Origin of the sequence: Allobosea sp., from assembly GCF_035944895.1 — a bacterium.
Taxonomy (GTDB): Bacteria; Pseudomonadota; Alphaproteobacteria; order Rhizobiales; family Beijerinckiaceae; genus Allobosea.
This window is the reverse complement of sequence record NZ_DASZAT010000005.1, coordinates 890,009-913,574: the sequence shown is the minus strand read 5'-3', so window position 1 is coordinate 913,574 and position 23,566 is coordinate 890,009. Positions and strand designations below refer to the sequence as shown.

Annotated in this window: 19 protein-coding genes; 3 read left to right on the top strand and 16 right to left on the bottom strand. The window is 66.7% G+C overall.

What is annotated here, in order from left to right; all coding sequences use genetic code 11:
• Positions 1-44: 44 nt before the first annotated feature.
• The 6 genes from VGV58_RS06595 to VGV58_RS06570 form a co-directional block, all read right to left on the bottom strand.
• On the bottom strand, positions 45-1,340 hold the full coding sequence (locus VGV58_RS06595; RefSeq protein ID WP_326873169.1) for a M16 family metallopeptidase: 1,296 nt from the start codon (positions 1,338-1,340) through the stop codon (positions 45-47).
• Positions 1,341-1,484: 144 nt separating this feature from the next.
• The gene (locus VGV58_RS06590; protein WP_326873168.1) at positions 1,485-2,147 is read right to left on the bottom strand and encodes a hypothetical protein; all 663 of its coding nucleotides are present in this window, start codon (positions 2,145-2,147) and stop codon (positions 1,485-1,487) included.
• 160 nt (positions 2,148-2,307) lie between these two features.
• On the bottom strand, positions 2,308-2,808 hold the full coding sequence (lspA, locus tag VGV58_RS06585) for a signal peptidase II (protein WP_414643884.1): 501 nt from the start codon (positions 2,806-2,808) through the stop codon (positions 2,308-2,310).
• Positions 2,805-5,798 carry an isoleucine--tRNA ligase gene (gene ileS / locus VGV58_RS06580; protein ID WP_326873167.1) on the bottom strand — a complete coding sequence of 998 codons (2,994 nt, stop codon included), beginning with the start codon at positions 5,796-5,798 and terminating at the stop codon, positions 2,805-2,807. Before ileS ends, lspA begins: the two co-directional genes overlap by 4 nt.
• 194 nt (positions 5,799-5,992) lie before the next feature.
• Positions 5,993-6,976, bottom strand: coding sequence for a bifunctional riboflavin kinase/FAD synthetase (locus VGV58_RS06575; RefSeq protein WP_326873166.1), 984 nt, complete (start codon positions 6,974-6,976; stop codon positions 5,993-5,995).
• A gap of 83 nt (positions 6,977-7,059) precedes the next feature.
• Positions 7,060-7,500: a MaoC family dehydratase gene (locus VGV58_RS06570; protein WP_414643883.1), complete on the bottom strand. Its 441-nt coding sequence runs from the start codon at positions 7,498-7,500 to the stop codon at positions 7,060-7,062.
• 280 nt (positions 7,501-7,780) lie between these two features.
• Here VGV58_RS06570 and VGV58_RS06565 point away from each other — a divergent pair, with 280 nt between their 5' ends.
• Positions 7,781-8,164, top strand: a complete 384-nt coding sequence (locus tag VGV58_RS06565) for a response regulator (protein ID WP_326873165.1) — start codon at positions 7,781-7,783, stop codon at positions 8,162-8,164.
• A 198-nt stretch (positions 8,165-8,362) separates the two neighbouring features.
• On the opposite strand, the gene VGV58_RS06560 is transcribed toward VGV58_RS06565, so the two are convergent.
• The 3 genes from VGV58_RS06560 to VGV58_RS06550 all read right to left on the bottom strand — a co-directional run bounded on the left by VGV58_RS06560 (position 8,363) and on the right by VGV58_RS06550 (position 12,676).
• Positions 8,363-9,220, bottom strand: coding sequence for a TIGR01459 family HAD-type hydrolase (locus VGV58_RS06560; RefSeq protein WP_326873164.1), 858 nt, complete (start codon positions 9,218-9,220; stop codon positions 8,363-8,365).
• Between the two features lie 83 nt (positions 9,221-9,303).
• Complete coding sequence (locus VGV58_RS06555) at positions 9,304-10,755, bottom strand: EAL domain-containing protein (RefSeq protein WP_326873163.1); 1,452 nt, start codon at positions 10,753-10,755, stop codon at positions 9,304-9,306.
• Positions 10,756-10,900: 145 nt separating this feature from the next.
• Complete coding sequence (locus VGV58_RS06550; RefSeq protein WP_326873162.1) at positions 10,901-12,676, bottom strand: hypothetical protein; 1,776 nt, start codon at positions 12,674-12,676, stop codon at positions 10,901-10,903.
• Between the two features lie 181 nt (positions 12,677-12,857).
• Between VGV58_RS06550 and aptA the strand changes: the two genes are divergently transcribed.
• A complete protein-coding gene (aptA, locus tag VGV58_RS06545) occupies positions 12,858-14,198 on the top strand; it encodes an omega-aminotransferase AptA (protein WP_326873161.1) in 1,341 nt (446 codons plus the stop codon).
• 132 nt (positions 14,199-14,330) lie between these two features.
• Here aptA and VGV58_RS06540 read toward each other — a convergent pair whose 3' ends face one another.
• The 3 genes from VGV58_RS06540 to VGV58_RS06530 form a co-directional block, all read right to left on the bottom strand.
• Entirely contained in the window at positions 14,331-14,825 is a 495-nt protein-coding gene (locus VGV58_RS06540; protein WP_326873160.1) for a peptide deformylase, read from the bottom strand.
• Positions 14,826-14,946: 121 nt separating this feature from the next.
• Entirely contained in the window at positions 14,947-15,213 is a 267-nt protein-coding gene (locus tag VGV58_RS06535) for a hypothetical protein (protein ID WP_326873159.1), read from the bottom strand.
• A gap of 137 nt (positions 15,214-15,350) precedes the next feature.
• On the bottom strand, positions 15,351-16,124 hold the full coding sequence (locus VGV58_RS06530; RefSeq protein ID WP_326873158.1) for an SDR family oxidoreductase: 774 nt from the start codon (positions 16,122-16,124) through the stop codon (positions 15,351-15,353).
• 128 nt (positions 16,125-16,252) lie between these two features.
• On the opposite strand from VGV58_RS06530, the gene VGV58_RS06525 reads away from it, so the two are divergent.
• Positions 16,253-17,155 carry a LysR family transcriptional regulator gene (locus VGV58_RS06525; RefSeq protein WP_326873157.1) on the top strand — a complete coding sequence of 301 codons (903 nt, stop codon included), beginning with the start codon at positions 16,253-16,255 and terminating at the stop codon, positions 17,153-17,155.
• Here the strand turns inward: VGV58_RS06525 and VGV58_RS06520 are convergent, their stop codons facing one another.
• The 4 genes from VGV58_RS06520 to VGV58_RS06505 all read right to left on the bottom strand — a co-directional run bounded on the left by VGV58_RS06520 (position 17,156) and on the right by VGV58_RS06505 (position 23,223).
• The gene (locus VGV58_RS06520; protein ID WP_326873156.1) at positions 17,156-19,360 is read right to left on the bottom strand and encodes a 3-hydroxyacyl-CoA dehydrogenase NAD-binding domain-containing protein; all 2,205 of its coding nucleotides are present in this window, start codon (positions 19,358-19,360) and stop codon (positions 17,156-17,158) included.
• Between the two features lie 11 nt (positions 19,361-19,371).
• Positions 19,372-20,580 (bottom strand): acetyl-CoA C-acetyltransferase, encoded by a 1,209-nt coding sequence (locus VGV58_RS06515; RefSeq protein ID WP_326873155.1) that lies wholly within the window; start codon positions 20,578-20,580, stop codon positions 19,372-19,374.
• 133 nt (positions 20,581-20,713) lie between these two features.
• Positions 20,714-22,501 carry an acyl-CoA dehydrogenase C-terminal domain-containing protein gene (locus VGV58_RS06510; protein ID WP_326873154.1) on the bottom strand — a complete coding sequence of 596 codons (1,788 nt, stop codon included), beginning with the start codon at positions 22,499-22,501 and terminating at the stop codon, positions 20,714-20,716.
• Positions 22,502-22,761: 260 nt separating this feature from the next.
• On the bottom strand, positions 22,762-23,223 hold the full coding sequence (locus VGV58_RS06505; protein ID WP_152016818.1) for a MerR family transcriptional regulator: 462 nt from the start codon (positions 23,221-23,223) through the stop codon (positions 22,762-22,764).
• Positions 23,224-23,566: the final 343 nt, after the last annotated feature.

Here is a 23,566-nt window from a genome sequence, read left to right as displayed (position 1 = left end):
CGATGGCAGGCCAAAACCTGCCGGTAATGGCTTTCAGCGCGATATCAGGCGGCGGCCGGCAGGAGCAGGCCGGTGACCGAGCGATCGGGCCTGAGATAGCGCCTGACAGCTTCGGTGACCTGCTCGCGGGTCACCGCCTCGATACGTTGCGGCCAGAACAGCACGTCCTCGACGGTCTCGCCGACAGCAAGGGCCGAGCCGAAGATGCGAGCCAGCGAGGACTGGCTGTCGCGGGCGAAGACCGTCTCGGCGACGAGGCGAGTGCGGGCGCGGGCAAGCTCCAGCTCGGTCGGTCCGTCAGTGATGAAGGCGGCGAGCGCCGCATCGAGCCCGGCTTCGAGCGCCGCCATCGCGACACCCGGACGCGGACTGACCGAGAGCTGGAAAGCTGAACGGTCGACCATCGAGCCCATGAAATAGGCGCCGGCGCCGGCAGCGAGCTCCTGCTCGACGCAGAGCTTGCGATAGAGCCGCGAGGTCGTGCCGCCGCCGAGGATCTCGGCAGCGAGCTCGAGCGCGAAGGCCTCGTCGCGCTGCGGCGAGACATAGGTCGGCGCCAGCCAGGCGCGGCGCAGCGAGGGCTGCTGCACGCGCGGATCGTTGAGGGCCACGCGGCGGGCAGCACGCGGTTCGGGCTCGGCCGGGCGCTTGCGGGCCGGCGCCTCGCCGCGGGCGGGGATCACGCCATAGGTCTCCTGGGCAAGGCGCAGGACCTCTGCCGGCTCGACATCGCCGGCAACGACCAGGATGGCGTTCTCGGGCGTATAGAAGCGCTGGTAATAGGCGAAGGCGTCGTCGCGCGAGAGCCCCTCGATCTCGTGCTCCCAGCCGATGATCGGCGTCCCATAGGGGTGGTGGACATAGAGCGCGCTGGAGAACTCCTCGCCGAGCTGGGCGGCAGGGTCGGCGTCGACGCGCATGCGCCGCTCCTCCAGCACGACGTCGCGCTCCGGCGCAACCACGCTCTCGTCGAAAGCGAGGCCGGTCATCCGGTCGGCCTCGTAGTCCATCATGGCGCGCAGGTGCTCCTTCGGCACGCGCTGGAAATAGGCGGTGTAGTCATAGGAGGTGAAGGCGTTCTCCTGGCCGCCATAGCTCGCGACGATCTTGGAGAACTCACCGGCCGGCCACTTGGCCGTGCCCTTGAACATCAAGTGCTCGAGGAAATGGGCGATGCCCGACTTGGCGGCCGGATCGTCGCCGGAGCCGTTTCGGTACCAGACCATATGGGTGACGACGGGCGCGCGATGGTCGGGCGCGACCACGATCTGGAGCCCGTTGGCGAGCCTGTAGGATTCGATCTGGCTGGCTGTGTTGGCGGGAGCGGTGTGCACCGTCATGACCTTGAAAAGCTCCTGCAGATCGCGAGGTCCAGAAACGAACCGGCCCGGGCCCGGATGGGCCCGAGCCGGGAAAGAGGCTCGTGCTCTAGATAGTCCGGCTACGGCGGAAAACCAACGCAGCGCCCAACAATGGCCGACAGCCTATTGGTTTTCGTAGACCTTCTGGCCGGTCAGGAACTCGCGCTGGCCGACAGCCTGCTTGTCCTCGCGCGGACCGGATACGCCCGGACCGAGCGCGGCGGTCGCAGCCGGGCGACGATAGCCGGTCGGCGGCTCGTGCAGATAGCGGCGGGCCGGCTCGGTGCCGTAGGCGAGGTTCGAGGTATCGGTCTGCGCCTGGCGAGCCGCCATCTCGCGGCCAATTCGGATCGGCTCGATCTGATTGTTGCCGGTGTTGTGGTCGGGAACGATGCCTTCCGGCCCGTTCGCTCGGCCGGCGACGCGGCCGCGGCGCAGTTCCTCCTGCGACATCAGCGGCCTGGTGTTTGCGCGATAGGCCTCGGTGGTCGAGAACAGGACATTGGCGCTGTCGCGCTCGGCCTTGCGGCGGGCGACATCCGGATCATCCGGCCAGGCAGCGCTGCGATTGGCACCAGCCTCCTGCGGCTTCGGCAAGGTGGAGGACGGCGGCACGACCAGCGGCGCGCGCTGCTTGTATTCGATATCCGCCTTGTCACGGCCGAACAGGCCCATGCCATCGACCAGATTCTTGAAGAGCATGCCTTCCTGGGCGAAAGCAGGGGTCGTCGCCAGCAGCAGGCCGCCGGCGAGCAGCATGCGCGAAGCGCGGATCCGATAAGCCATCTCACCTCTCCATACCGATACCTGCCGGCGTCTTGCCTGAGCGACGCGGCGAAAGCATGGCGGGCCTTTTAACCCATATCCGGCGAAATCGGGAGCCCTTTTGCCGGATTGCCGTAAATGAGCTGTGGCCGACCTGTTTGGAAGCGCCTCGGATACGCGCTCAGGCTGCCCTGGAACGGCCCGCCCCCGGCCTCAGCGACTCCCAGAGCAGACCGAGCACCCCGAAGACGATCGCCGCGTCAGCGATGTTGAAGATGTACCAGCTGAAGCTGCCGACGTGAAAATGCACGAAATCGACGACGGCACCGTAGACCATGCGATCGAGCCCGTTGCCGAGCGCGCCGCCGATGATGAGAGCGAGGCTCACCACCGTCAGCTTGTCGTCGGAGCGCCACATCCAGCGCCAGAGCCAGATCGCCGCAACGATGGAAAGCACGACCAGCGCCCAGCGACCGATATCGGTCGACTGCTGGAACAGGCCGTAGGAGATGCCGCGATTCCAGGCGAGCACGATCTCCAGGAAGGAGGCGAGCTGGAACGGCCCCTCCTCGGCCAGTCTCAGGCCGAAGAGCAGCCAGAGCTTCAGTGCCTGGTCGAGCACGAAGGTCAGCGCGACGATCAGGGTGCCGAGACGGCGCAGTGATGGCGTCTGCGTGCTCACGCAGCGCGCCCGATCTCACGCAGCGCCTTGGCGTCACGCGGCGTCACCTCGGGGAAACCAGGTTCGGCCGTCGCCGGGTCGAAATACTTCCAGGAGCGGGCGCATTTGATGCCCGAGGCGCGCACCGGCACCACGGCGACACCAGGCACATCCGGCAAGCGGAAGGCCTCGGCCAGCCCTTCGCCGTCGGCGATCTTGGCGCCGGAGGTGATGCAGATCTCGGCGAGATCGAGCCCACTCAGCGCCGCGCGCAGATCGGGATCGGCGATGTGGACGATCGGCGCGGCCTCCAGCGAGGAGCCGATACGCTTGGCCGCACGCTCCAGTTCGAGCGCGCCGGTGACGACGCGGCGCACGCGCCGGATCTTGGCCCAGCGCTCGGCCAGCTCGGGATCAAGCCAGGCGCCATCCGCCTTGGCGAAGAGCTCGAGATGGACGGAACCGTCGCCGGCCTTCGCCTGCGGATAACGGTCGAGCCAGGCTTCTTCGGCGGTGAAGACCAGGATCGGCGCGAGCCAGGTCGTCAGGCAGCGGAAGAGATGGTCGACGACGGTGAGCGCGCTCTTGCGGACATGGCTGGAGCGCGGATCGCAATAGAGCGCATCCTTGCGGACGTCGAAATAGAAGGCCGAGAGCTCGGTGTTCATGAACTGCGAGAGCAGGGTCACGACCTTCTTGTAGTCGTAGGTGCGGTAGGCCTCCTCGACCTGCGGACCGAGCTCGGCAAGGCGATGCAGCATCAGCCGCTCCAGCTCCGGCATGGAGGCCGGATCGGCAACGCGGACCGTCTCGTCGAAATGGGCGAGCGTGCCGAGCATCCAGCGCATGGTGTTGCGCAGCTTGCGATAAGTCTCGACGAAGGTCTTGAGGATCTCCTTGCCGATGCGCAGGTCGTCGGAATAATCGGCCGCCGCGACCCAGAGGCGCAGAATGTCGGCGCCGGAATCCTTGATGATGTCCTGCGGGGCGGTGACGTTGCCCTTCGACTTCGACATCTTCTCGCCCTTCTCGTCGAGACAGAAGCCGTGGGTCAGCACCACGTCATAGGGCGCGCGGCCGCGCGTGCCGCAGCTTTCGAGCAGGCTCGAATGGAACCAGCCGCGATGCTGATCCGAGCCTTCGAGATACATCACCTTGTCGCGGCCGCCATCGACGATGCGATGGGTCTTGAGGTCGGCGCGCTTCTCCAGGGTGAAGGCATGGGTCGAGCCTGAATCGAACCAGACGTCGAGCACATCGACGACACGCTCGTATTTGGCGGGGTCGTAGCCATAGGGCTTGAGGAAGCGGGCGCCATCGGTGTCGGTGAACCAGGCGTCGGCGCCCTCCTGCTCGAAAGCCTCGGCGATCGCGGCGTTGACCTTCTCGTCGACCAGGATCTCCTTGCTCTCCTTGTCGACGAAGACAGTGATCGGCACGCCCCAGGCGCGCTGGCGCGAGACCACCCAGTCCGGCCGGTTGGCGATCATGCCGTTGATGCGATTCTCGCCGGCGGCGGGGACCCACTCGGTCTCGCTGATCGCCTTGAGGGCACGGTTGCGCAAGGTATCGGCATTGCCGCCGGCGGTCGGGGCCGGCGCCGCCGGATCGGGCGCGCCGGCATCGCCATAGGGCTTGTCCATGGCGATGAACCATTGCGGCGTGTTGCGGAAGATCACCGGCTTCTTCGAGCGCCAGCTATGCGGATACTGGTGCTTGAGGCGCCCGCGCGAGACGAGGTTGCCGGTCACGGCAAGCGCCTTGATCACGACCTCGTTGGCGTTGCCCTTCTCGCCCTTGTCGGTGATGACCTGCGCACCCTCGAAGCCAGGGGCCTCCCTGGTGAAGCGGCCATCGGCATCGACGGTATAGGGGATACGGGTCTCGATGCCGCGCTCGGCCAGCATGCGGCCATTGGCCATCCAGACGTCGAAGTCCTCGCGGCCATGGCCCGGGGCGGTGTGGACGAAGCCGGTACCGGCATCGTCGGTGACATGGTCGCCGTCGAGCAGCGGCACGTCGAACTCATAGCCCTGGCCACGCAGCGGGTGGGCGGTCGCGAGACCGGCGAGATCGGTGGCGCTGACGTCGCGCTCCAGTTCGTAAGCCTCGACCTTGGCGGTCTTGAACAGCGCTTCGGCGAGGTTCTTGGCCAGCACATAGCGCGCCCCGACCTTGGCCCAGTTGCCGTCCGGGGCCGCTGTGACGCGATAGAGGCCATAGGCGATCTTGTTGTGGAACGAGATGGCGCGGTTGCCCGGAATCGTCCAGGGCGTCGTCGTCCAGATCAGCACCGACGCGCCGGCGAGCGGACCGGAGCCAAGCACCGGGAACGCCGCGAAGATCGTATCGCTGGTGTGCTCCTCGTACTCGACCTCAGCCTCGGCCAGAGCGGTCTTCTCGACCACCGACCACATTACCGGCTTGGAGCCGCGATAGAGCATGCCGTTCTCGGCGAACTTCATGATCTCGCGGGCGATCTGCGCCTCGGCGCCGAAGGCCATGGTCAAATAGGGATCGTCCCAGTCGCCCTCGACACCGAGGCGCTTGAACTCGGTGCGCTGGATATCGACCCATTTCTCGGCGAAGGCGCGGCATTCCTTGCGGAACTCGACGACATCAACGTCGTCCTTGTTCAGCCCCTTGGCGCGGTACTGCTCCTCGATCTTCCACTCGATCGGCAGGCCATGGCAGTCCCAGCCCGGCACATAATTCGAGTCGTAACCGAGCATCTGCTGCGAGCGCGTCACCAGGTCCTTCAGCACCTTGTTGAGCGCGTGGCCGATATGGATGTTGCCGTTGGCATAGGGCGGGCCGTCATGCAGGACGAAGCGGTCGCGGCCCTGCCCGGCCTCGCGCAGCTTGCGGTAGAGGTCCATCCTGGCCCAGCGGGCGAGCAGTTCGGGCTCGCGCTGCGGCAGGCCGGCGCGCATCGGGAACTCCGTCTGCGGCAGGAACAGGGTCTGCGAATAATCGGTGACTTCGGGCTTTTCGGCGGTCTTGTCGGTCATGGTCCGGCTCGGCTGTGCGGATGGCGGCTCGGCATTCGGTGCGGCGCCCATCCTTGAGATGTCACGGGGAAGCGATCGTCGTCCCGGCCTGCGCAAGCGCCCGCGCCATCAGCGCAGGGCGGCAGCCGGGCCGGTAATTCGCCGAAGCGGAACGGAGTGCGGAGCGGGCATGGCCGGCTTCTAGCAAAGCGTCGTCAAGGAAGGAAGGCCGGCGTCGCCGCCAGGATGCCGCGCGCGCTTGCGCTGTCGGCATCCATCTGGGCGATCAGCGCCTCGAGAGAGTCGAATTTCGCCTCGCCGCGCAGGAAAGCGACGAAGGCGACGTCGACCGTCTTGCCATAGAGGTCGCCGGAGAAATCGAAGACGAAGGTCTCGAGTTTTGGCGCGCCGTCGTCGAAGGTCGGCCGGCTGCCGAAGCTGGCGACGCCGTCGTGCCAGACGCCGTCGATCTTCATGCGAACCGCATAGATGCCGAAACGCAGGCGGCAATCATGGCCGAGATGCATGTTCGCGGTGGGGTAGCCGAGATCGCGGCCGCGCTTGTCGCCATGGACAATCTCGCCACGCACGAACCAGGGCCGGCCGAGCAGCGCCGCGGCATGATCGACATCGCCGGCTTCGAGCGCGGTGCGGACCAGCGTCGAGGACACGGGCTCACCGAGGAAGGTAAAGGGCGGCACCACGGCGACGGGAATGCCGGCATGGCCGGCGCGGGCCTGCAGCATCTCGGGCGAGCCGGTGCGGCCCTTGCCGAAATGGAAATCATAGCCGCAGACGAGGCCGGCAGCGCCAAGCTGGCCGAGCAGGAGGTCATCGACGAAGGCCTCGGCGGGAATGCCGGCGACGGCGCGGTCGAACGCTATGACGAAGCTGGGGCTGAGCCCGAGATCGGCGAGAAGCGCGACCTTGATCGACTCGGGCGTCAGCCGGAACACCGGCTGCTCGGGCCGAAAGACGCTGCGCGGATGCGGCTCGAAGGTCAGCGCGGCGGCGCTGGTTCCCTGCTGCGCCGCCATCTCGCCCGCGGCGCGCGCGAGCTCGGCATGGCCACGATGCACGCCGTCGAAATTGCCGAGCGCCAGCACCCGGCCGCGCAGATCGGCCGGCACCGGCTTGCCGGGTTCGAGGACGAAGACGGGCTGCGCGTCGGGCCGCGCCGCCTCGGGGGATGAGGTCATGGAACGCTGGGTCGGCGCCGGGAAGCCCCGGCTAGCCTCGTGTTTGGCCCCAAGCGGCAGGAAGCGTCAAGGCCGGTTCAGCCCTATGCGGCTGCGCGCGGCAGCGCGACCCAGGCCTCGCCTTCCAACACCGCCTTGCCGTCGACCAGGCATTCGCAGAACAACCGGGCGCGGCGGCGCTCCGGCACGAGCTCGGCCACCTCGACACGGGCGGTGACGACGTCGCCGATCTTCACCGGCGCTAGGAAATTGAGGGTCTGCGAGAGATAGACAGCGCCAGGTCCCGGCAGGCGCGTGCCGAGCAGGGCCGAGACCAGGCTCGCCGTCAGCATGCCATGGGCGATGCGCTGGCCGAACTTGGTCGAGGCGGCGTAACGGTCGCAGAGATGGATCGGATTGGCATCGCCCGACAGGTCGGCGAAGAGCGAGATGTCGCGCTCCATCACGGTGCGCATCAGGCTTTCACGCTGGCCGACGACCAGATCCTCGAAGGCATGGACTTGATAGAGCGCGCTCGCCATCATCGGTCAGCTCTCGCAACTGCAGCACGGAAGAAGACCGCCTGCGTCCAGAAACGAGCGAGGAGCGTCCCATAGTTCGCTGCATCGCACCATTGAACTTTGGTGCCTGTTGCCTTGTCTCCCCTTCCTCCCAAAGTCGTATGCCGCTTGGTCACTCGGCGACCGGGTTAACGGCTTTGAAACGCCGAGCACCTATGACAATTGACCCAAGGTCGCTGCTCTGCGAGAGCGGCCACGCGCCGGCGCCGTTGGGCCCTGCTGACTACTTGCTAGGAGCACCGTCATGGCTGTCGACCCGTCAATGCCGATCCTGGTGGTGGACGACTACCAGACGATGGTGCGGATCATCCGCAACCTCCTGAAGCAGCTCGGCTTCGAGAATGTCGACGACGCCTCCGACGGCAATGCCGCGATCGCCAAGATGCGCGACAAGAAATACGGGCTGGTGATCTCGGACTGGAACATGGAGCCGATGACCGGCTACGAATTGCTCCGCCAGGTCCGCAACGAGGACGCCATCGCCGAAACGCCCTTCATCATGGTGACGGCGGAATCGAAGACCGAGAACGTCATCGCCGCCAAGAAGGCCGGCGTGAACAATTACATCGTCAAGCCGTTCAACGCGCAGACGCTGAAATCGAAGATCGAGGCGGCCTGCGCGGCCTGAGTCGCGGGTTACGCAGCTTTCGTTCAGCCCCCCGCCCTTCCGGAACTTCGCGCTGCGAAGGGCCCGGAACCCAGAACCGATGCCGGATCAAGCGACGCGCTGCGATCTCGGCGCCTCGCTTCTACACGCATCGGCTCCGGATTCCGGGCTCGCTGCTACGCAGCGCCCCGGAATGACAGCGTGTTTCCGGCGAGCGCCTTACCAGGCCAGATGCGGCATGGCGTAGTCGGGCCGGTGGCTCTGTCGGCCGAACCAGCCCTGCAGCGCCTCGTTCGACAAGCCCGCCATCTCGCCCGCATGGATGCCGGCGACGCACATCAGCGAAGCCAGGCCATACTGCGCGGCACCAGCGATGTCTGTGCGGATCGCGTCGCCGATCGCGAGGATGCGCGCTTTCTCGATCGTCTCGCCGCGCAGCTCCTGGCCGATGCGGATGGCGAGATCGTAGATCGGCGCATGCGGCTTGCCGGCATAGATCGCCTCGCCGCCGAGCGTCTCATAGGCCACCGCAAGCGAGCCGGCGCAGGGCACGATGCGCCCGCCACGATCGACGACAAGGTCCGGATTGGCGCAGATCAGCGTCAGGCCGCGGCGAGCGAAATCCGCGAGCTGGTCGGCATAGCTCTCGGCCGTCTCGGTCTCGTCGTCGAACAGGCCGGTGCAGACGACGTAATGCGCCTGCGCCGCGCCGACACGGGGGGCGTCCAGTCCCGCCATGAGTGGCAGGTCTCGGGACGGCCCGAGATGATAGAGCGGCTCGCCGGCGCGGTGGGCGATCAGGTCGCGCGCGACGTCGCCAGAGGTGACGATCGCGTCGAAGGCGTCGCCGGGCACGCCGAGCTTGCCGAGCTGGACGGCGATCTCCGAGCGCGGGCGCGGTGCGTTCGAGACCAGCACGACGGTGACGCCGCCCGCGCGCATCCGGGCCAACGCATCGCAGGCGGCGGCGAAGGGCGCGACGCCGTTATGGACCACGCCCCAGATGTCGCAGAGGCAGAGCTCGTACTGGCCGATGACGGGCGCAACCCCGGACAGAAGGCGGGTCGATGACGGCACTGGAGAAAGCTCCCACGAATAGGCGCCGCCTGTTTACGCGGCTTCGGAGGCGCGGGCCAGCACTTCGGCCTCCGAGGAAGAGATCAGGCGGTCGCGCGGCGCAGGATGTCGCGGAAAGGCACGCGCTTCACGGCCGGCGGCGGCGCCATCGCTGGGTGCTCGACCACCTCGGCCGAGGCAGGCGGCGCCATGGCAGCGGCCGGCTTGGGAGCCGCTGCGGCCTCAGCCGTCTGCGGCTCGGCGAAGACCTCGGGCCTGACCGGGCGCGGCGGCGAGAAGACGACGCCCTGGCCGAAGCCGATGCCGAGATCGAGCATGTCGGCGACCATCGGATCGTCCTCGACCTCCTCGGCGACGAGCTGGATCGAACCGCGGGCGAGCTGAACCGCGATATCGCCCGCCGCGATATCTGCGAGCTTGCCACCGCGTGCTTCCGCGAGCAGCAGCGCCGCCGAGACCTTGACGAAGCGCACGCCGCGATCATGCAGCGAGACCGGGTCGAAACGCAGATCGGCGACATGGTCGAGCGCAAAGCGCACGCCATTGGCCGACATGGCGCCGAGCAGCCCGAGGCTCGCGGGCTCCAGCGCTCGGAAGACGCGCTGCGGCACCTCGATGACGAGGTTGCCGATATGGTCGTGGTATTTTTCCAGGATGCGCGACAGCGCCGCCAAGGCGCGTGACGAGCCCCAGGTCGCCGCGCTGAAATTGCAGGAGACGAAGAGCTCGCCCGGCTTGCTGCCGAGATGGCGGGCGATGGCCAGCGCCCGCGTCAGAACGAGCGCATCGAGCGTCGGGCCGAAGCCGCGCTCCTCGACCGTGGTCAGGAATTCCGAAGGAAGCAGCAGCGTCTTCTCGTCGAGCCTCAGCCGGACGAGTGCTTCATATCCCCGCGTCCGGCGCTGCGGCAGGCTGACGATCGGCTGGAGATGGACTTCGACCTGCCCCTTCGCCAGAGCTTCGCTGATCAGGGCGGCGCGCTCCTCGGCAGCGCGACGCTGTGCCGCCTCGGCCGGATCCTGCCGTGTCGCGACCAGAGGCTCAGGAGCGCGGAACTCGGAACGGTCAGGGACCAGAGCCGCAATCCGCGCCGGTTGCGGCGGCGGATTGGCGAGCCGGCCTTCAATACGGCTGAGCTGGTCGTCATGCTCGCCCAATGTCGTCGCAACCTGCTGCAGGAGGTCGCCGAGCAGGCCGACTTCGGCCGTCAATTCGTGGAGCATCGCCTTGGCCGGCGCGGCGTCAGCCTCGCCCATCGGCACCTGGTCGAGGCGCTTGGCCATCGCGTCGACGCGGATGGCGTTGGTCGCAAGGCGGACCTTGACCTCGCCGATCGCCGCGAGGAGCTGCTCGCGTTCGCGCGCCGCGCTGCGACGTGCCAGAGCAGCCGCTCCGGCCAAGCCGAGCCCGGCGCTCAGCAATCCCACCGCATTGGCGAGATTGCCCGGCAGGAGCAGGATCGCGGCGGCGCCCAGCGAAAAGCCGACGACGCCGCTGGCGGCCGGAGAGAGAGCGCTGAGGCGGATGCGAGCCAAGGGCTGAAATCGCGCAAGGGGTTGAGGGGCAACGCAACGCTACGAATCAGCTGCGACGCCCACAGGATAGCGGCCAGATTCAGCAACTGCGAGGCCCATCGATGGATTGCGCGACCGAACCCTGCCGGTGTCCCCAGCTCCCGGCCTATCGCAATGGCAGCCCGGCTTGGCCGATCGCAGCCAGGATGCGGTCGATGACCGGCGGCGAGAACCCTTTGCGCGTCAGAAAAAGCCGCGCATCGAGGGCAAAGAGCGGCTCGGCCTGGCCCAGCATCCGCAAGGCTTCCTCCAGCGCGTCACGATCCCCCGCCGCGGCGCTCGCCACGGCACGCGCGACCAAGGCAAGCGGCGTCTCCTCCGCCTTGATCAGGGAGGCCTGGTTCTCCGCGAGCTTGTTCGCGCCGGTCAGATAGGCCGCGAAGTAGAGGAAGACATCATACCAGGAAGGCCGGCCATTGCTCAGCGCAACGGCGCGCTCGAGCAAGGGCAGCCCCTCGGCCGCCCGGTCGAGCTGGACGTAGCGCGCGCCGAGATCGGCCATGATGTCGGGATCGTAGGGGTTGCGCGTCATCGCCTCCCGGCCGGATTTGAGCGCCTCTTCCGTCATGCCGCGCAGGAACTGCGCCTCCATCAGGGCCTGATGGGCGCGCGCGCTCGCCGGCGCCAGCCTCACGGCAGTGAGCGCGGCGGCAAGGGCCCGGTCGAGCGGCGAGCCGGAGCGCACGTTCAAACCGGAGGCGTATTCATCCACAGTGAGCAAGGCCAGATGTGACCAGGCCGGATGGAAGTCGGGATCGCGCGCAACCAGTCCGTCAAGGCAGTTGCGCGCGGCAAGATGATCATCCGCCCTCATATGCCGGCGGAAATTGAGCGCCTGGTAGATGCAGGCGATGCCGGGGGGCAGCGTGGCGAGCCTGAAGTCGGCATGCAGGATGCCGAAGGGCTGCGCCAGCCGGATCGCCACACTCTGCGCCAGCTCGCGCAATTCCGTGCCGTCGCTCACGGCCGCCAGGCTGCGCGCGCCGGAGGTTGTCCAGACCACGCGCCCGTCCTTCGCCGCGCTCAGCCGCACGAACCCCTCGACCTTGTCGCCCGCTCGCGACGTGTTGAGGGTCAGGACATAATCGGCGCCTTCCTCCGGTCGCAACGCCGTCGCCGGCGACTTGACCACGAGCAGGTCGTCGAAGCGGGCCATGGTGTCGACGAGATGGCGCATGAACAGCCGCGCCGCATCCTCGACCACGGGATCGACGATGTCTCCGGCGACCACAACGGCAACCACGGGCAGACTCGCAGGTGTCGCGACCGGCTCGGGAGGCTGCGCCGAAGCGGACTGGTCGGGCGCACCGGGGATTGCGGGGCGCGGCGCCTGCATGTCCCCGCTCGACATGGCGATATTCGGCTCCGGCTCGCCCCGCTGCCAGGCCATGAACGCGACCATGCCGGTCAGAGCCAGCGCGGTAGCCGAATAGATCCAGGCGCGCCATCGCCTGCCGGCGGCCGGGATGGCCTGCGCAGACTGGAAGCTCGCGGTTGGAGCCTCGGGCTCCGGGAAGCCCAGCCGCGTAAAGCTCGGCACATAGGCACCGACGGGAATCGCGATCCGCACGGGATCGCGCACGCCCTCAGCCGCGAAATAGAGATTGAGCGCCTTGCGCAGGCGCCCCGCCTCGACGCGCACGATCGGGTCAGATTGCGGATCGAACTCGGGCGGGCGTCCGAACGCTTCGACAGCAATGGTATAGCCCTTGAGCTCGGCGGCGCGGCCGGCCAGGGCCTGCTCGACGACATAGCTCAGAAAGGCGGTCAGCTGCGGCGCGCTGCGAAAGATGTCAGACGCGAGGACGCGGTCGAGCTGCGCGCGGATATCCTCCGGCGCGATCGACTCGCTCCCGTCCCGACCGGCAACGCCTTCAGTCATTGGGGCGTAGTCCAGTGTTACCCCCTTGTTCAGACTACGCCGGAAACGACGTTACGTCACCTGCCCCGAGCGGCGGGCCGCCGCTCGCCGGACGCAGGCATGCCCCGAGCCGACATGGATTTACAGCCCCGACCGCGCTGCTAGGTTGAGGAAGCTTTAAAAAACTAAATGGGACCGGATCATGACCTCTGCGCCGAGCGCCATCAGCTCTCCGAACGATCTCGAAGCCTACTGGATGCCGTTCACGGCGAACCGGTCGTTCAAGCAGAACCCGCGCATGGTCGCCCGGGCCGAGGGCATGTTCTACTACACCCCCGAGGGCAAGCCGGTGATGGACGGCACCGCCGGCCTGTGGTGCTGCAATGCCGGCCACGCCCGCGAGCCGATCATCCAGGCGATCCAGGCGCAGGCGCGCGAGCTCGATTACGCCCCGTCCTTCCAATACGGCCACCCCAAGGTCTTCGCCGCCGCGGCCCGCATCGCAGCGCTGGCGCCGGGCGATCTCGACCATGTCTTCTTCGCCGGCTCGGGCTCGGAAGCGGCGGATTCGGCGCTGAAGATCGCCCTCGCCTACTGGAACGTCTCGGGCAAGGGCTCGAAGACGCGTCTGATCGGCCGCGAGCGCGGCTATCACGGCGTGGGCTTCGGCGGCATTTCCGTCGGCGGCATGGTCAACAACCGCAAGTTCTTCGGCGGGCTTTTGACCGGCACCGACCACATCGCCCACACCTACGACCGCGAGAAGCAGGCCTTCAGCAAGGGCGAGCCGGACTATGGCGCGCATTTCGCCGATGACCTTGAGCGCGTCGTCGCCCTGCACGACGCCTCGACCATCGCCGCCGTGATCGTCGAGCCGATGGCGGGCTCGACCGGGGCGCTGCCGCCGCCGAAGGGTTATCTCAAGCGGCTGCGCGAGCTCTGCGACAAGCACGGCATCCTGCTGATCTTCGACGAGGTCATCACCGGTTTCGGCCGTCTCGGCTTCGCCTTCGCCGCCGAGCGCTACGGCGTCATCCCCGACATGATCACCTTCGCCAAGGGCGTGACCTCCGGCACGGTGCCGATGGGCGGCGTGATCGTGCGCAAGCACATCTACGACACGTTCATGAAGGGCCCGGACAACGTCATCGAGCTGTTCCACGGTTACACCTATTCGGGCCACCCGCTGGCGGCCGCCGCCGCGCTGGCCTCGCTCGACATCTATCGCGAGGAGGGCCTGTTCGAGCGCGCCCGGGCGATGGAGAGCGCCTGGGCCGATGCGGTGATGAGCCTGAAGGGCGAGCCGAACGTGGTCGACATCCGCACGCTGGGCCTGGTCGGCGCCGTCGACCTTGCGCCGAGGGCGGAAGGTGCCGGCAAGCGCGGCTACGAGGTGATCGAGCGTGCCTTCCACGAGGAAGGGCTGATGATCCGCACCGCCGCCGACACGATCGCCTTCTCGCCGCCACTGATCATCACGGAGACCCAGGTCGAAGAGCTGATCGGCAAGCTGCGGCGGGTGATCCGGGCGGTGGCGAACTGAAGCGGCCGGGCGTCATTCTCGGGCGGAGTGAAGTCCAGACCCGAGAATCTCATGACGAGAAGGCGCGGGCAGGAGCTTCCTCCTGCTTGAGATGCTCGGGTCAAGCCTGAGCATGACGTGCTGCACTCGGTACTATCCCCGCTGCAGCTTGTTGTAGCGGGCGATAAGCCTGTCGCGCTTCAGTCGCGACAGGCGGTCGATCCAGAAGACGCCGTCGAGCTGGTCGATCTCATGCTGATGGCAGACGGCGAGCAGGCCATCGGCATCCTCGCTCTGCTCGCGCCCGTCGAGATCGACATAGCGCACACGGATGCGAGCATGGCGTTCGAGCTCGTCGGTGACGCCTGGCATCGAGACGCTGCCCTCGGTGTGGCGGATGGTTTCGCGCGAGACCTGGTCCAGCACCGGATTGGCGTAGATGCGAACCTCTCCCGGCGTCAGCTCCAGCACGACGAGCCGCGACGACACGCCGATATGCGGCGCGGTGATGCCGATGCCGGGCGCTGCCCGCATCGTGTCGAGCAGGTCTTCGGCCAGCGCACGCAGATCCGCATCGAAGCGCGTGACCGGCACTGCAGGGAGGCGCAAACGTGGATCGGGAAAGTTCAAAATCGGCCGCACAGGCATGAATTCAAATTTTCCCCGGTCCAAGGCCAGCTGAGTCTAGTCCCATGCCGCTCAGAGCGACCATAGGGGAAAGACCTGAGCTGGCTGGTTGAGCCACCATGGTGGCAACATTTCAGCCGCTTCAGCGCGCAACACGCCAGGCGACGAGGAGAGCGAGAGCCGCCGGCACGGCGAAGACCACCGCCAGGATCGGCAATTCCTCGCGCACCGAATAGCCGGCTCTGGTGACGCCGACCCACATGTTGACCAGCGCGATCGCGAGCCAGGCCGGCACGAAAAGCTTGGCCGCAGTCGCGAAGGCCGGCTCGGCCCCGCCCCAGAGCTTGCCGAACAGCAGGAACAGCCCAAGCAGGACCACCCCGCCGCCGATCACCATCGCCATGTGCATGCGTCGTTCCTCAACTCGGGGAAACTCGCTCGTGCCGTCTTGATAGCCTTGCGAGGATAGACGGGAGCTGAATGAACGCTTCAGCTCCCATCAAGAAAAGTGGCCGGCCGTCTCGGAGAGAGCAGCCGGCCGGCGCCTCATTTCGTGGTGTAGCCGCCATTGACCAGGATGGTCTGGCCGGTCATCCACCAGCCGTCCGAGACCAGGAAACGGATGAAGGGGACGATGTCCTCGATATCGGTGAGCCCGGTCTTCGAGAACTTCGAGAGAGCCGCCGCAGTCTTGTGATAGGCGACCGCATCCGCCCCCTCGGCGGGATAGAAGAACGGTGTGTCCATCGGACCGGGGCCGATCGCGGTGACCGAGATGCCGCGATCGCCGAACTCCTTCGAGGCAGCGCGGGTGAAGTGCTCGACCGGGGCCTTCATCCCGGCATAGGCGGCATAGAACGGGGTGAAGGCGCCGAGCAGCGAGGTCACCAGCGTGCAGATCTTGCCGTCATTGTTGAGCGCCTTGCCGGCCTCCTTGATGAAGAAGAAGGCCGATTTCGAGTTCACCGCGGCCATCTCATCGTATTCGGCCTCGCTGATCTCGGCCATCGGCTTCTTCAGCACCTTGCCGACGGTGTTGATCGCGATATCCGGCCGGCCGACGGCAGCGACGACATCGGCGAAGAGCTTCTCGACAGCACCGGCGGTGGTGAGATCCGCCTGGAAGGCGGCCGCCTGCGCACCGGCTGCCTTCACGGCGGCAACGGTCGCATCCGCATCGGCCTTGGTCGCGGCGCTGTTGTAGTGGATGGCCACCGCCTTGGCGCCATGGGCGGCGAGGTCGCGGGCGAGCAAGCCGCCGAGATTCTTGGCGCCGCCGGCGATGATGACGGTCTTGCCCTTGATTGCGTGGTCGGCCATGGCCCGGTCTCCTGTTGTGCTGCGAAGGCGTTTCGCCCTGTCAGCAAAGTAACCAGCCGATTGTCCCGATAAAGCCGGATAAGCTGACATGACTTGTCAGCTACGGCGAACAATCGCATCGTTGGGCGATGGACCGGATCGAGCTCTTCGCCACCTTCGCCCGCGTCGTCGAATGCGCCAGCTTCACCCGCGCCGCCGCGACGCTCGGCCAGCCGCGCTCTTCGGTCTCGGCGGCGATCCGGCTGCTGGAGGATCGGCTCGGGACACGGCTGCTGCATCGCACAACCCGCCATGTCGCGCCGACGCAGGACGGGCTCGCCTTCTATGAGCGCTGCCTGAGATTGATCGCCGAAGTCGAGGAAGCGGAGACATTGTTCCGCAGCGCCGGCGACGGGCCCGCCGGCAAGCTCAGGATCGACGTGCCCGGCCGGATCGGGCGGCTGATCATTGCCCCTGCCCTACCCGTTTTCCTTGCGCGCTATCCCGACATCTCCGTCACGCTCGGCGTCACCGATCGGGCGGTCAATCTGGTCGAGGACAGCGTCGACTGCGTGCTGCGCGTCGGGCCGCTCAGCGATTCCAGCCTGATCGCGCGCAATCTCGGCGAACTCAGGCTGATCAATGTCGCGAGCCCGGCCTATCTGGCGCAGCGTGGGACGCCGGAAAGCCCGGAGGATCTCTCAGCACACGAGGCCGTGCACTATGCCTCGCCCTCGACCGGCGCGGTCGAGGATTGGCAATGGCTGGAGGATGGGCAATTGCACAGCCGGGCGACGGCCGGGCGCGTCACCGTCAACAGCGCCGAGGCCTATATTGCCTGCTGCCTTTCCGGGCTCGGGCTGATCCAGATCCCGGCCTATGACGTCGCCGCGCATCTGAAGGCGGGCGAGCTGGTCGAGGTCATGCCGGAGCACAGGGCGGAGCCGATGCCGGTCGCCCTGCTCTATCCGCACCGGCAGCATCTGTCGCGCCGGCTCAAGGTCTTCGCCGACTGGCTGGAGCCGCTCCTGAGGGAGCAGCTCTTCGCCTGATCAGGCCGCGGCCTTCTTCTCGGCCGAGCCGTAGAAGCTCTCCCCGGTCTTGGCCATGCGCTTCAGCAGCCGGTTCGGCTTGAAGCGCTCGCCATGCTTCTTGGCGAGGCTTTCGCAGAGCTTCACGAAGGCGGCCGTGCCCATATTGTCGATGTAGGAGAGCGTGCCACCCGAATAGGGCGCGAAGCCGAAGCCGATGATCGAGCCGACATCGGCTTCGCGCGGATCGGTGACGACGCCTTCCTCATAGGTCTTGGCCGCTTCGAGCGCCTGGGTGACCAGAAGCCGATGCTTCAGCTCCTCCATGTCGATCAGCTCGGGCTCGAGCTTGTTCTTGGTGAGCTCGGCAAGGCCGGGCCAGAGCCGCTTGGGACCGGCTTCCGGATAGTCGTAGAAGCCCTTCCGGTTCTTGCGGCCGAGGCGGCCGTGCTTCTCGACCATCTCGTTGAGGAGCTTCTCCTGCGCCGGGTCGACGGCGCCCTCGCCGAGCTGCGCCTTGGTCGCCTTCAGCACCTTGTAGGCGAGATCGACCGCGACCTCATCATTGAGCGAGAGCGGACCGACCGGCATACCGGCCTGCTTGCCGGCGGCCTCGATCATCGCCGGCGGCACGCCTTCCATCAGCATGAGGTGGCCCTCGCGGATGTAGTTGCCGACGCAGCGATTGGCGTAGAAGCCTCTGACGTCATTGACGACGATCGGCGTCTTCTTGATGGCGCGGACGAAGTCGAGCGCCATGGCGAGCGCCTTCTTGCCGGTCTTCTTGGCCATGATGATCTCGACCAGCAGCATCTTCTCGACCGGCGAGAAGAAATGGATGCCGATGAAATTCTTCGGGCGCTCGCTGTGCTCGGCGAGGCCGGTGATCGGCAGCGTCGAGGTGTTGGAGCCGAAGATGGTCTTGGGGCCGACCACGGCCTCGACCTTGGCGATGACCTCGGCCTTGACCTTGGGGTCCTCGAACACCGCCTCGACGATGAGGTCGCAGCCCTTGAGGTCGGCATAATCAGCCGAGGCCTTGATCCGGCCGAGCAGCGCGTCGCGATCGGCGGTCTTGGCGCGGCCCTTGGTGATCTGGTCGGTGACCAGCTTGTGCGAATAGGCCTTGCCCTTCTCGGCCGCCTCAACATCCCTGTCGATTAGTACCACCTCGATACCCGCATTGGCGGTGACATAGGCGATGCCGGCGCCCATGAAGCCGGCGCCGACGACGCCGACTTTCTTCAGCTTGGAAGCGGGGACGTCGGCAGGGCGGCGGGCGCCCTTGTTGAGTTCCTGCATCGAGACGAAGAGCGAGCGGATCATCGAGGCCGCCTCCTTCGTCCGCAGGATCTTGGCGAAGTAGCGGCTCTCGACCTTCAGCGCGAGGTCCATCGGCAACTGCAGGCCCTCATAGACCGCGCTCAGGATGGCGCGGGCGGCCGGGTAGTTGTCGTTGGTCTCGCGGCGGTAGATCGCGCTGGCCGGCGGCCATATCTGCATGCCGGCCGGCGAGTGGACCTTATTGGAGGGCAGCTTGAACTTGGGGTCTTCCCAGGGCTGCTTGGCCTGCGGATTGGCCTTGAGCCATTCCTTGGCGGCGGCGACGATCTGGTCGCGCGGCAGGGCGGCATGGACGAGGCCCATATTGCGGGCCGGCAGCGCCTTGATCTGGTCGCCCTTGAACATCATCTGCAGCGCGTCGCCGGTCTGCATCAGGCGCGAGACGCGCTGGGTTCCGCCGGCGCCGGGGAACAGGCCGACCTTGATCTCGGGCAGGCCGACGCGGGTCGAGGCATCGTCGGAGACAACACGCAGCTGGCAGGAGAGCGCGAGCTCGAAGGCACCGCCGAGGCAGACGCCATGGATCGCCGCAGCGAACGGCTTCCCGCAGGTCTCGAGCTTGCGGTAGAGCAGTGAGAGCTTGCGGCTCTCGTCGAAGAAGCGCTGCATGGCGATCTGCTCGCCCTGCTCCTTCGCCAGCTTGACATAGAGGTCGCGCAGGCCCTGCAGCATGGTGAGGTCGGCGCCGCCGGAGAACGAGTCCTTGCCGGAGACGATGACGCAGCCCTTGATCGTCTCATCCGAGGCGACCTTGTCGACGACCTGATTCAGCTCTTCCATCACCTGCGGGGTGATGACGTTCATCGAGCGCTCGGGCATGTCCCAGGTCAGGGTGGCGATGCCGTCGGCGTCGGTCTCGAAGCGGAAATTGACGAGGTTCATCGGCTCTCTCCTCAAACCCGTTCGATGATGGTGGCGACGCCCATGCCGACGGCGACGCAAAGCGTGACCAGCGCGGTCTGCTTGTTGGTGCGCTCAAGCTCGTCGAGGACGGTACCCAGGATCATCGCGCCGGTGGCGCCGAGCGGGTGGCCCATGGCGATGGCACCGCCATTGACGTTGAGCACGGCGTCGTCGATGTCGAAGGCCTGCTGGTAGCGCAGCACGACCGAGGAGAAGGCCTCGTTCAGCTCGAACAGGTCGATGTCCTTTGCGGTCATGCCGGCCTTCTTCAGGACGAGCTCGGTGACGTCGACCGGACCGGTCAGCATCAGCGCGAGATCGGAGCCGGTGGTGGCGAAGGCCTTGATGCGGGCGCGGGGCTTGAGGCCCGCCGCCTTGCCGGCCTTCTTCGAGCCGACCAGCACGGCCGCGGCGCCATCGACGATGCCGGAGGAATTGCCGGCATGGTGGACGTGGTTGACGAACTCGACATCCGGATGCGCCGCGGTCGCGACCGCATCGAAGCCGCCCATCTCGCCCATCTGGACGAAGGAGGCTTTCAGCGCGGCCAGCGCCTGCATGTCGGTCGCCGGGCGAATGGTCTCGTCGCGGTCGAGGATGATCAGGCCGTTGACGTCGGTGACCGGGATCACCGAATTCTTGAAGCGACCCTCCTCCCAGGCTTTGGCGGCGCGCTTGTGCGAGCGCACGGCATAGGCGTCGACATCGTCGCGCGAGAAGCCGTACTTCGTCGCGATCAGGTCGGCCGAGACGCCCTGGGGCATGAAATAGGTGTCGATGGCGACGGATGGGTCGACTGCGATGCCGAAGCCCGAGGCGCCCATGCCGATGCGGGACATGCTCTCGACGCCGCCGCCGATCGTCATCTCCTTCTGGCCGGACATGACCTGCGCCGCGGCGAGGTTCACCGCATCGAGGCCAGAGGCGCAGAAGCGGTTGATCTGCACGCCCGGCACTTCCTTGCCGTAGCCGGCCTTGAGCGCGACGGTGCGGGCGATGTCGGCGCCGGCCTCGCCGACCGGATCGACGCAGCCGAAGACGACGTCCTCGACCAGCTTGGTGTCGAGGGTGTTGCGCTCCTTGAGGGCGCGCAGGGTCTGCGTGCCCAGTTCGATCGCCGTGACTTCGTGGAGCGAACCGTCGGCCTTGCCCTTGCCGCGCGGCGTCCGGACGTGATCGTAGATGAAGGCGTCAGCCATCAAGGCCTCCCGGGCTGGCCGCGATTGCGGCTCGTTTCGGTCCCCGCCGTCATGGTCGGGCTTGGCCTGACCATCTCATGACGAGGCAATTCTGCAAGATGCCCGGGCATGGGCCCGGGCATGGTATTCACGCTCAGAACTGCTCGGCGCTCAGCGCCATGGTGGCGTCGGAGCCGGAGGTGATCCGCGCCAGATGCGCGGCGGTCTCAGGGAGCGAGCGCTCCATGAAGAAGCGGGCGGTGACGAGCTTGGCGTTCATGCGCTCGTCGGCCCCAGCCTTGAGCTTGTCCTGCGCGACCTTGGCCATCTTCACCCACATATAGCCAAGCGAGACCAGGCCAAGCAGGTGCATGTAGTCATGCGCGCCGGCGCCGGCATTGTCCGGCTTAGCGAGGGCGTTCTGCATGAACCACATCGTCGCCTGCTGGAGATGGCCGAGCGAGGCGGCGAGCGAAACCAGCAGCGGCTTCAGCGCCTCGTCGCCCTCGTTCTCCTTCACGAAGGCGCCGACCTCGTTGAAGAAGGCCATGATGGCGCGGCCGCCGTCGCGGCCGAGCTTGCGGCCGACCAGGTCCATCGCCTGCACGCCATTGGCGCCCTCGTAGATCATGGCGATGCGGGCATCGCGGACGAACTGCTCCATGCCATGCTCGGCGATGTAGCCATGGCCGCCATACATCTGCTGAGCCTTCACCGCATTGTCGAAGCCGACATCGGTGAGCACACCCTTGAGCACCGGCGTCATCAGACCGAGCTGGTCATCGGCAGCCTGGCGCTCGGCGTCATCGCCGGAGCGGTGGGCGACGTCCGACTTGATCGCATTCCAGATGACGAAGGCGCGAGCCGCCTCGTTGAAGGCCTTGATCGACATCAGCGTGCGGCGCACGTCGGGATGGACGAAGAGCGGGTCGGCCGGCTTGTCGGGGCTCTTGGCGCCGGTCAGCGCCCGGCCCTGCAGGCGGTCCTTGGCGTAGGCGACGGCGTTCTGATAGGCGACCTCGGACTGGGCCAGCCCCTGGATCGCGACGCCGAGGCGAGCCTCGTTCATCATCACGAACATGGCGTTGAGGCCCTTGTTCTCGGTCCCGATCAGCCAGCCCTTGGCCCCGTCATAGTTCATGACGCAGGTCGAATTGCCGTGGATGCCCATCTTGTGCTCGATCGAGCCGCAGGAGACGTGGTTGTTGGCACCGACCGAACCGTCCGCGCCGACCTCGTTGCGCGGCACGACGAAGAGCGAGATGCCCTTGACGCCCTGCGGGGCGCCCTCGATCCGGGCGAGCACGAGGTGGATGATGTTCTCGGTGATGTCCTGCTCGCCGGCCGAGATGAAGATCTTAGTGCCGGTGATCGAGTAGGAGCCGTCGCCGTTCGGCACGGCCTTGGTCTTGATCAGGCCGAGATCGGTGCCGCAATGCGGCTCGGTCAGGTTCATCGTGCCCGACCAGGTGCCTTCGGCCATCTTCGGCAGATAAGTGCGCTTCTGCTCGTCGGAGCCGTGGACATAGAGCGCCGCCATCGCGCCCATGGTCAGGCCCGGATACATGGCGAAGGCCATGTTCGCCGACGACGAGAACTCGTTCATGATCGCACCGAGCGTGTAGGGCAGGCCCTGGCCGCCATATTCGGGATCCATGGCGAGACCGACCCAGCCGCCGGCGGCGTAGGCCTCATAGGCCTGCTTGAAGCCCTTCGGCGTCGTCACCGAGCCGTCGGCGTTGCGCTTGCAGCCTTCCTGGTCGCCGGAATGGTTGATCGGCTGCAGCACCTCCTCGCAGAGCCTAGCGCCTTCGCCGAGCACGGCCTCGACCAGGTCCGGCGTCGCCTCGGCAAAGCCCGGCAGGTTGTTGTAGCGCTCGAACTGGAAGACGTCGTTGAGCAGGAACAGCGTGTCCTCGACAGGCGCCTTGTAGACCGGCATCGCATCCCTCCCTGGCGTTTCGTACAGCCTTCGTGACGAAGCTTGCCGGCTTCATATGACAGCGGCGCTTCGAGATAGTTCATATATAAACTATCTGGTCGCAACTTGCCAAGGGCCCATGCCAACTTTTTCGTCCGGACAGCGTAGTCGGGTGAGATTGGCGCGCCGCACGCAGAGCTTGCAAACGAAAAATGCCCTGAACCGGCGCGGGTTCAGGGCATCGTGATCGTAGCGAGTGCCGGCCGCAGGGCCGGGCTGATTCAGGCGTCGAGGCGCGCGAGCGTGGCTTCGAGCTCGGCGATAGCGGTCTCGATCTCTGTGCGCTGGCTGCGCAGCAGTTCGAGTTGCTCGGCGATCTGGCTGCGGCTGAGCTGCAGGCCGCCGACAGAGGCGGACGGTTCCTTGCCCTTGAGCTCCTTGCCTTCCTCGTTGGCGAGCATGGCGCGGATCTCGACCAAGGTGAAGCCGAGCTGCTTGCCCTTGAGGATGAGGGCGAGCCGGGCGCGGTCGCGACCGGAATAGATCCGGGTCAGGCCGGAACGGGCCGGCGCGAGCAGGCCGCGCGATTCGTAAAAGCGCAGCGTGCGCAGGGTGACGCCGAATTCGCGGGCGAGGTCGCTGATGGTGAAGCCATCGGCTTCGGCGGGATTCGTGGTCTGCGGGGAGGCGGAGCGGCCGTCGTGACTTGGAGTGGCCGCCAGAGCTGAGCTTTGGCGCGGCATGTCTGATCCTTAAGGTTGCGGAGCGGGGGCGACTACCCACTGGAGGGTGCCCCCTGCGTTGCCGGCAATGTACGCGCGACGGCTCCCTTACGTCACGTCGTTAGCCGCCGGCCGGGGGTAAGTTACCGTTATGCCCGGCCCGGGCAACCTGCCTCGGCAGTCGTTTCCGGAAAATTAACGTCCGGCCCCTCGATCTTAACGCTCTATTTACCGTGACGGCGAAAAGTCGGTGCCGCGGTCTCCAGTATCGTTCGCATCAACCCGATGTTCATGATTGCCGAGATCGCAAGGGCGCCGCCACCTGAGGGGGCTGCGAGCGTCCTTGGTCGAGATTGCCCCTCGA

Excerpts from the sequence above, each read along its gene's own strand:
- VGV58_RS06515 (WP_326873155.1), bottom strand. The coding sequence starts at position 20,580 with ATGGCTGACGCCTTCATCTACGATCACGTCCGGACGCCGCGCGGCAAG.
- VGV58_RS06520 (WP_326873156.1), bottom strand. The coding sequence starts at position 19,360 with ATGAACCTCGTCAATTTCCGCTTCGAGACCGACGCCGACGGCATCGCC.
- VGV58_RS06565 (WP_326873165.1), top strand. The coding sequence starts at position 7,781 with ATGGCTGTCGACCCGTCAATGCCGATCCTGGTGGTGGACGACTACCAG.
- VGV58_RS06595 (WP_326873169.1), bottom strand. The coding sequence starts at position 1,340 with ATGACGGTGCACACCGCTCCCGCCAACACAGCCAGCCAGATCGAATCC.
- VGV58_RS06575 (WP_326873166.1), bottom strand. The coding sequence starts at position 6,976 with ATGACCTCATCCCCCGAGGCGGCGCGGCCCGACGCGCAGCCCGTCTTC.
- aptA (WP_326873161.1), top strand. The coding sequence starts at position 12,858 with ATGACCTCTGCGCCGAGCGCCATCAGCTCTCCGAACGATCTCGAAGCC.
- VGV58_RS06590 (WP_326873168.1), bottom strand. The coding sequence starts at position 2,147 with ATGGCTTATCGGATCCGCGCTTCGCGCATGCTGCTCGCCGGCGGCCTG.
- VGV58_RS06570 (WP_414643883.1), bottom strand. The coding sequence starts at position 7,500 with ATGATGGCGAGCGCGCTCTATCAAGTCCATGCCTTCGAGGATCTGGTC.
- ileS (WP_326873167.1), bottom strand. The coding sequence starts at position 5,798 with ATGACCGACAAGACCGCCGAAAAGCCCGAAGTCACCGATTATTCGCAG.
- VGV58_RS06525 (WP_326873157.1), top strand. The coding sequence starts at position 16,253 with ATGGACCGGATCGAGCTCTTCGCCACCTTCGCCCGCGTCGTCGAATGC.
- VGV58_RS06510 (WP_326873154.1), bottom strand. The coding sequence starts at position 22,501 with ATGCCGGTCTACAAGGCGCCTGTCGAGGACACGCTGTTCCTGCTCAAC.
- VGV58_RS06540 (WP_326873160.1), bottom strand. The coding sequence starts at position 14,825 with ATGCCTGTGCGGCCGATTTTGAACTTTCCCGATCCACGTTTGCGCCTC.
- VGV58_RS06530 (WP_326873158.1), bottom strand. The coding sequence starts at position 16,124 with ATGGCCGACCACGCAATCAAGGGCAAGACCGTCATCATCGCCGGCGGC.
- VGV58_RS06535 (WP_326873159.1), bottom strand. The coding sequence starts at position 15,213 with ATGCACATGGCGATGGTGATCGGCGGCGGGGTGGTCCTGCTTGGGCTG.
- VGV58_RS06550 (WP_326873162.1), bottom strand. The coding sequence starts at position 12,676 with ATGACTGAAGGCGTTGCCGGTCGGGACGGGAGCGAGTCGATCGCGCCG.
- VGV58_RS06505 (WP_152016818.1), bottom strand. The coding sequence starts at position 23,223 with ATGCCGCGCCAAAGCTCAGCTCTGGCGGCCACTCCAAGTCACGACGGC.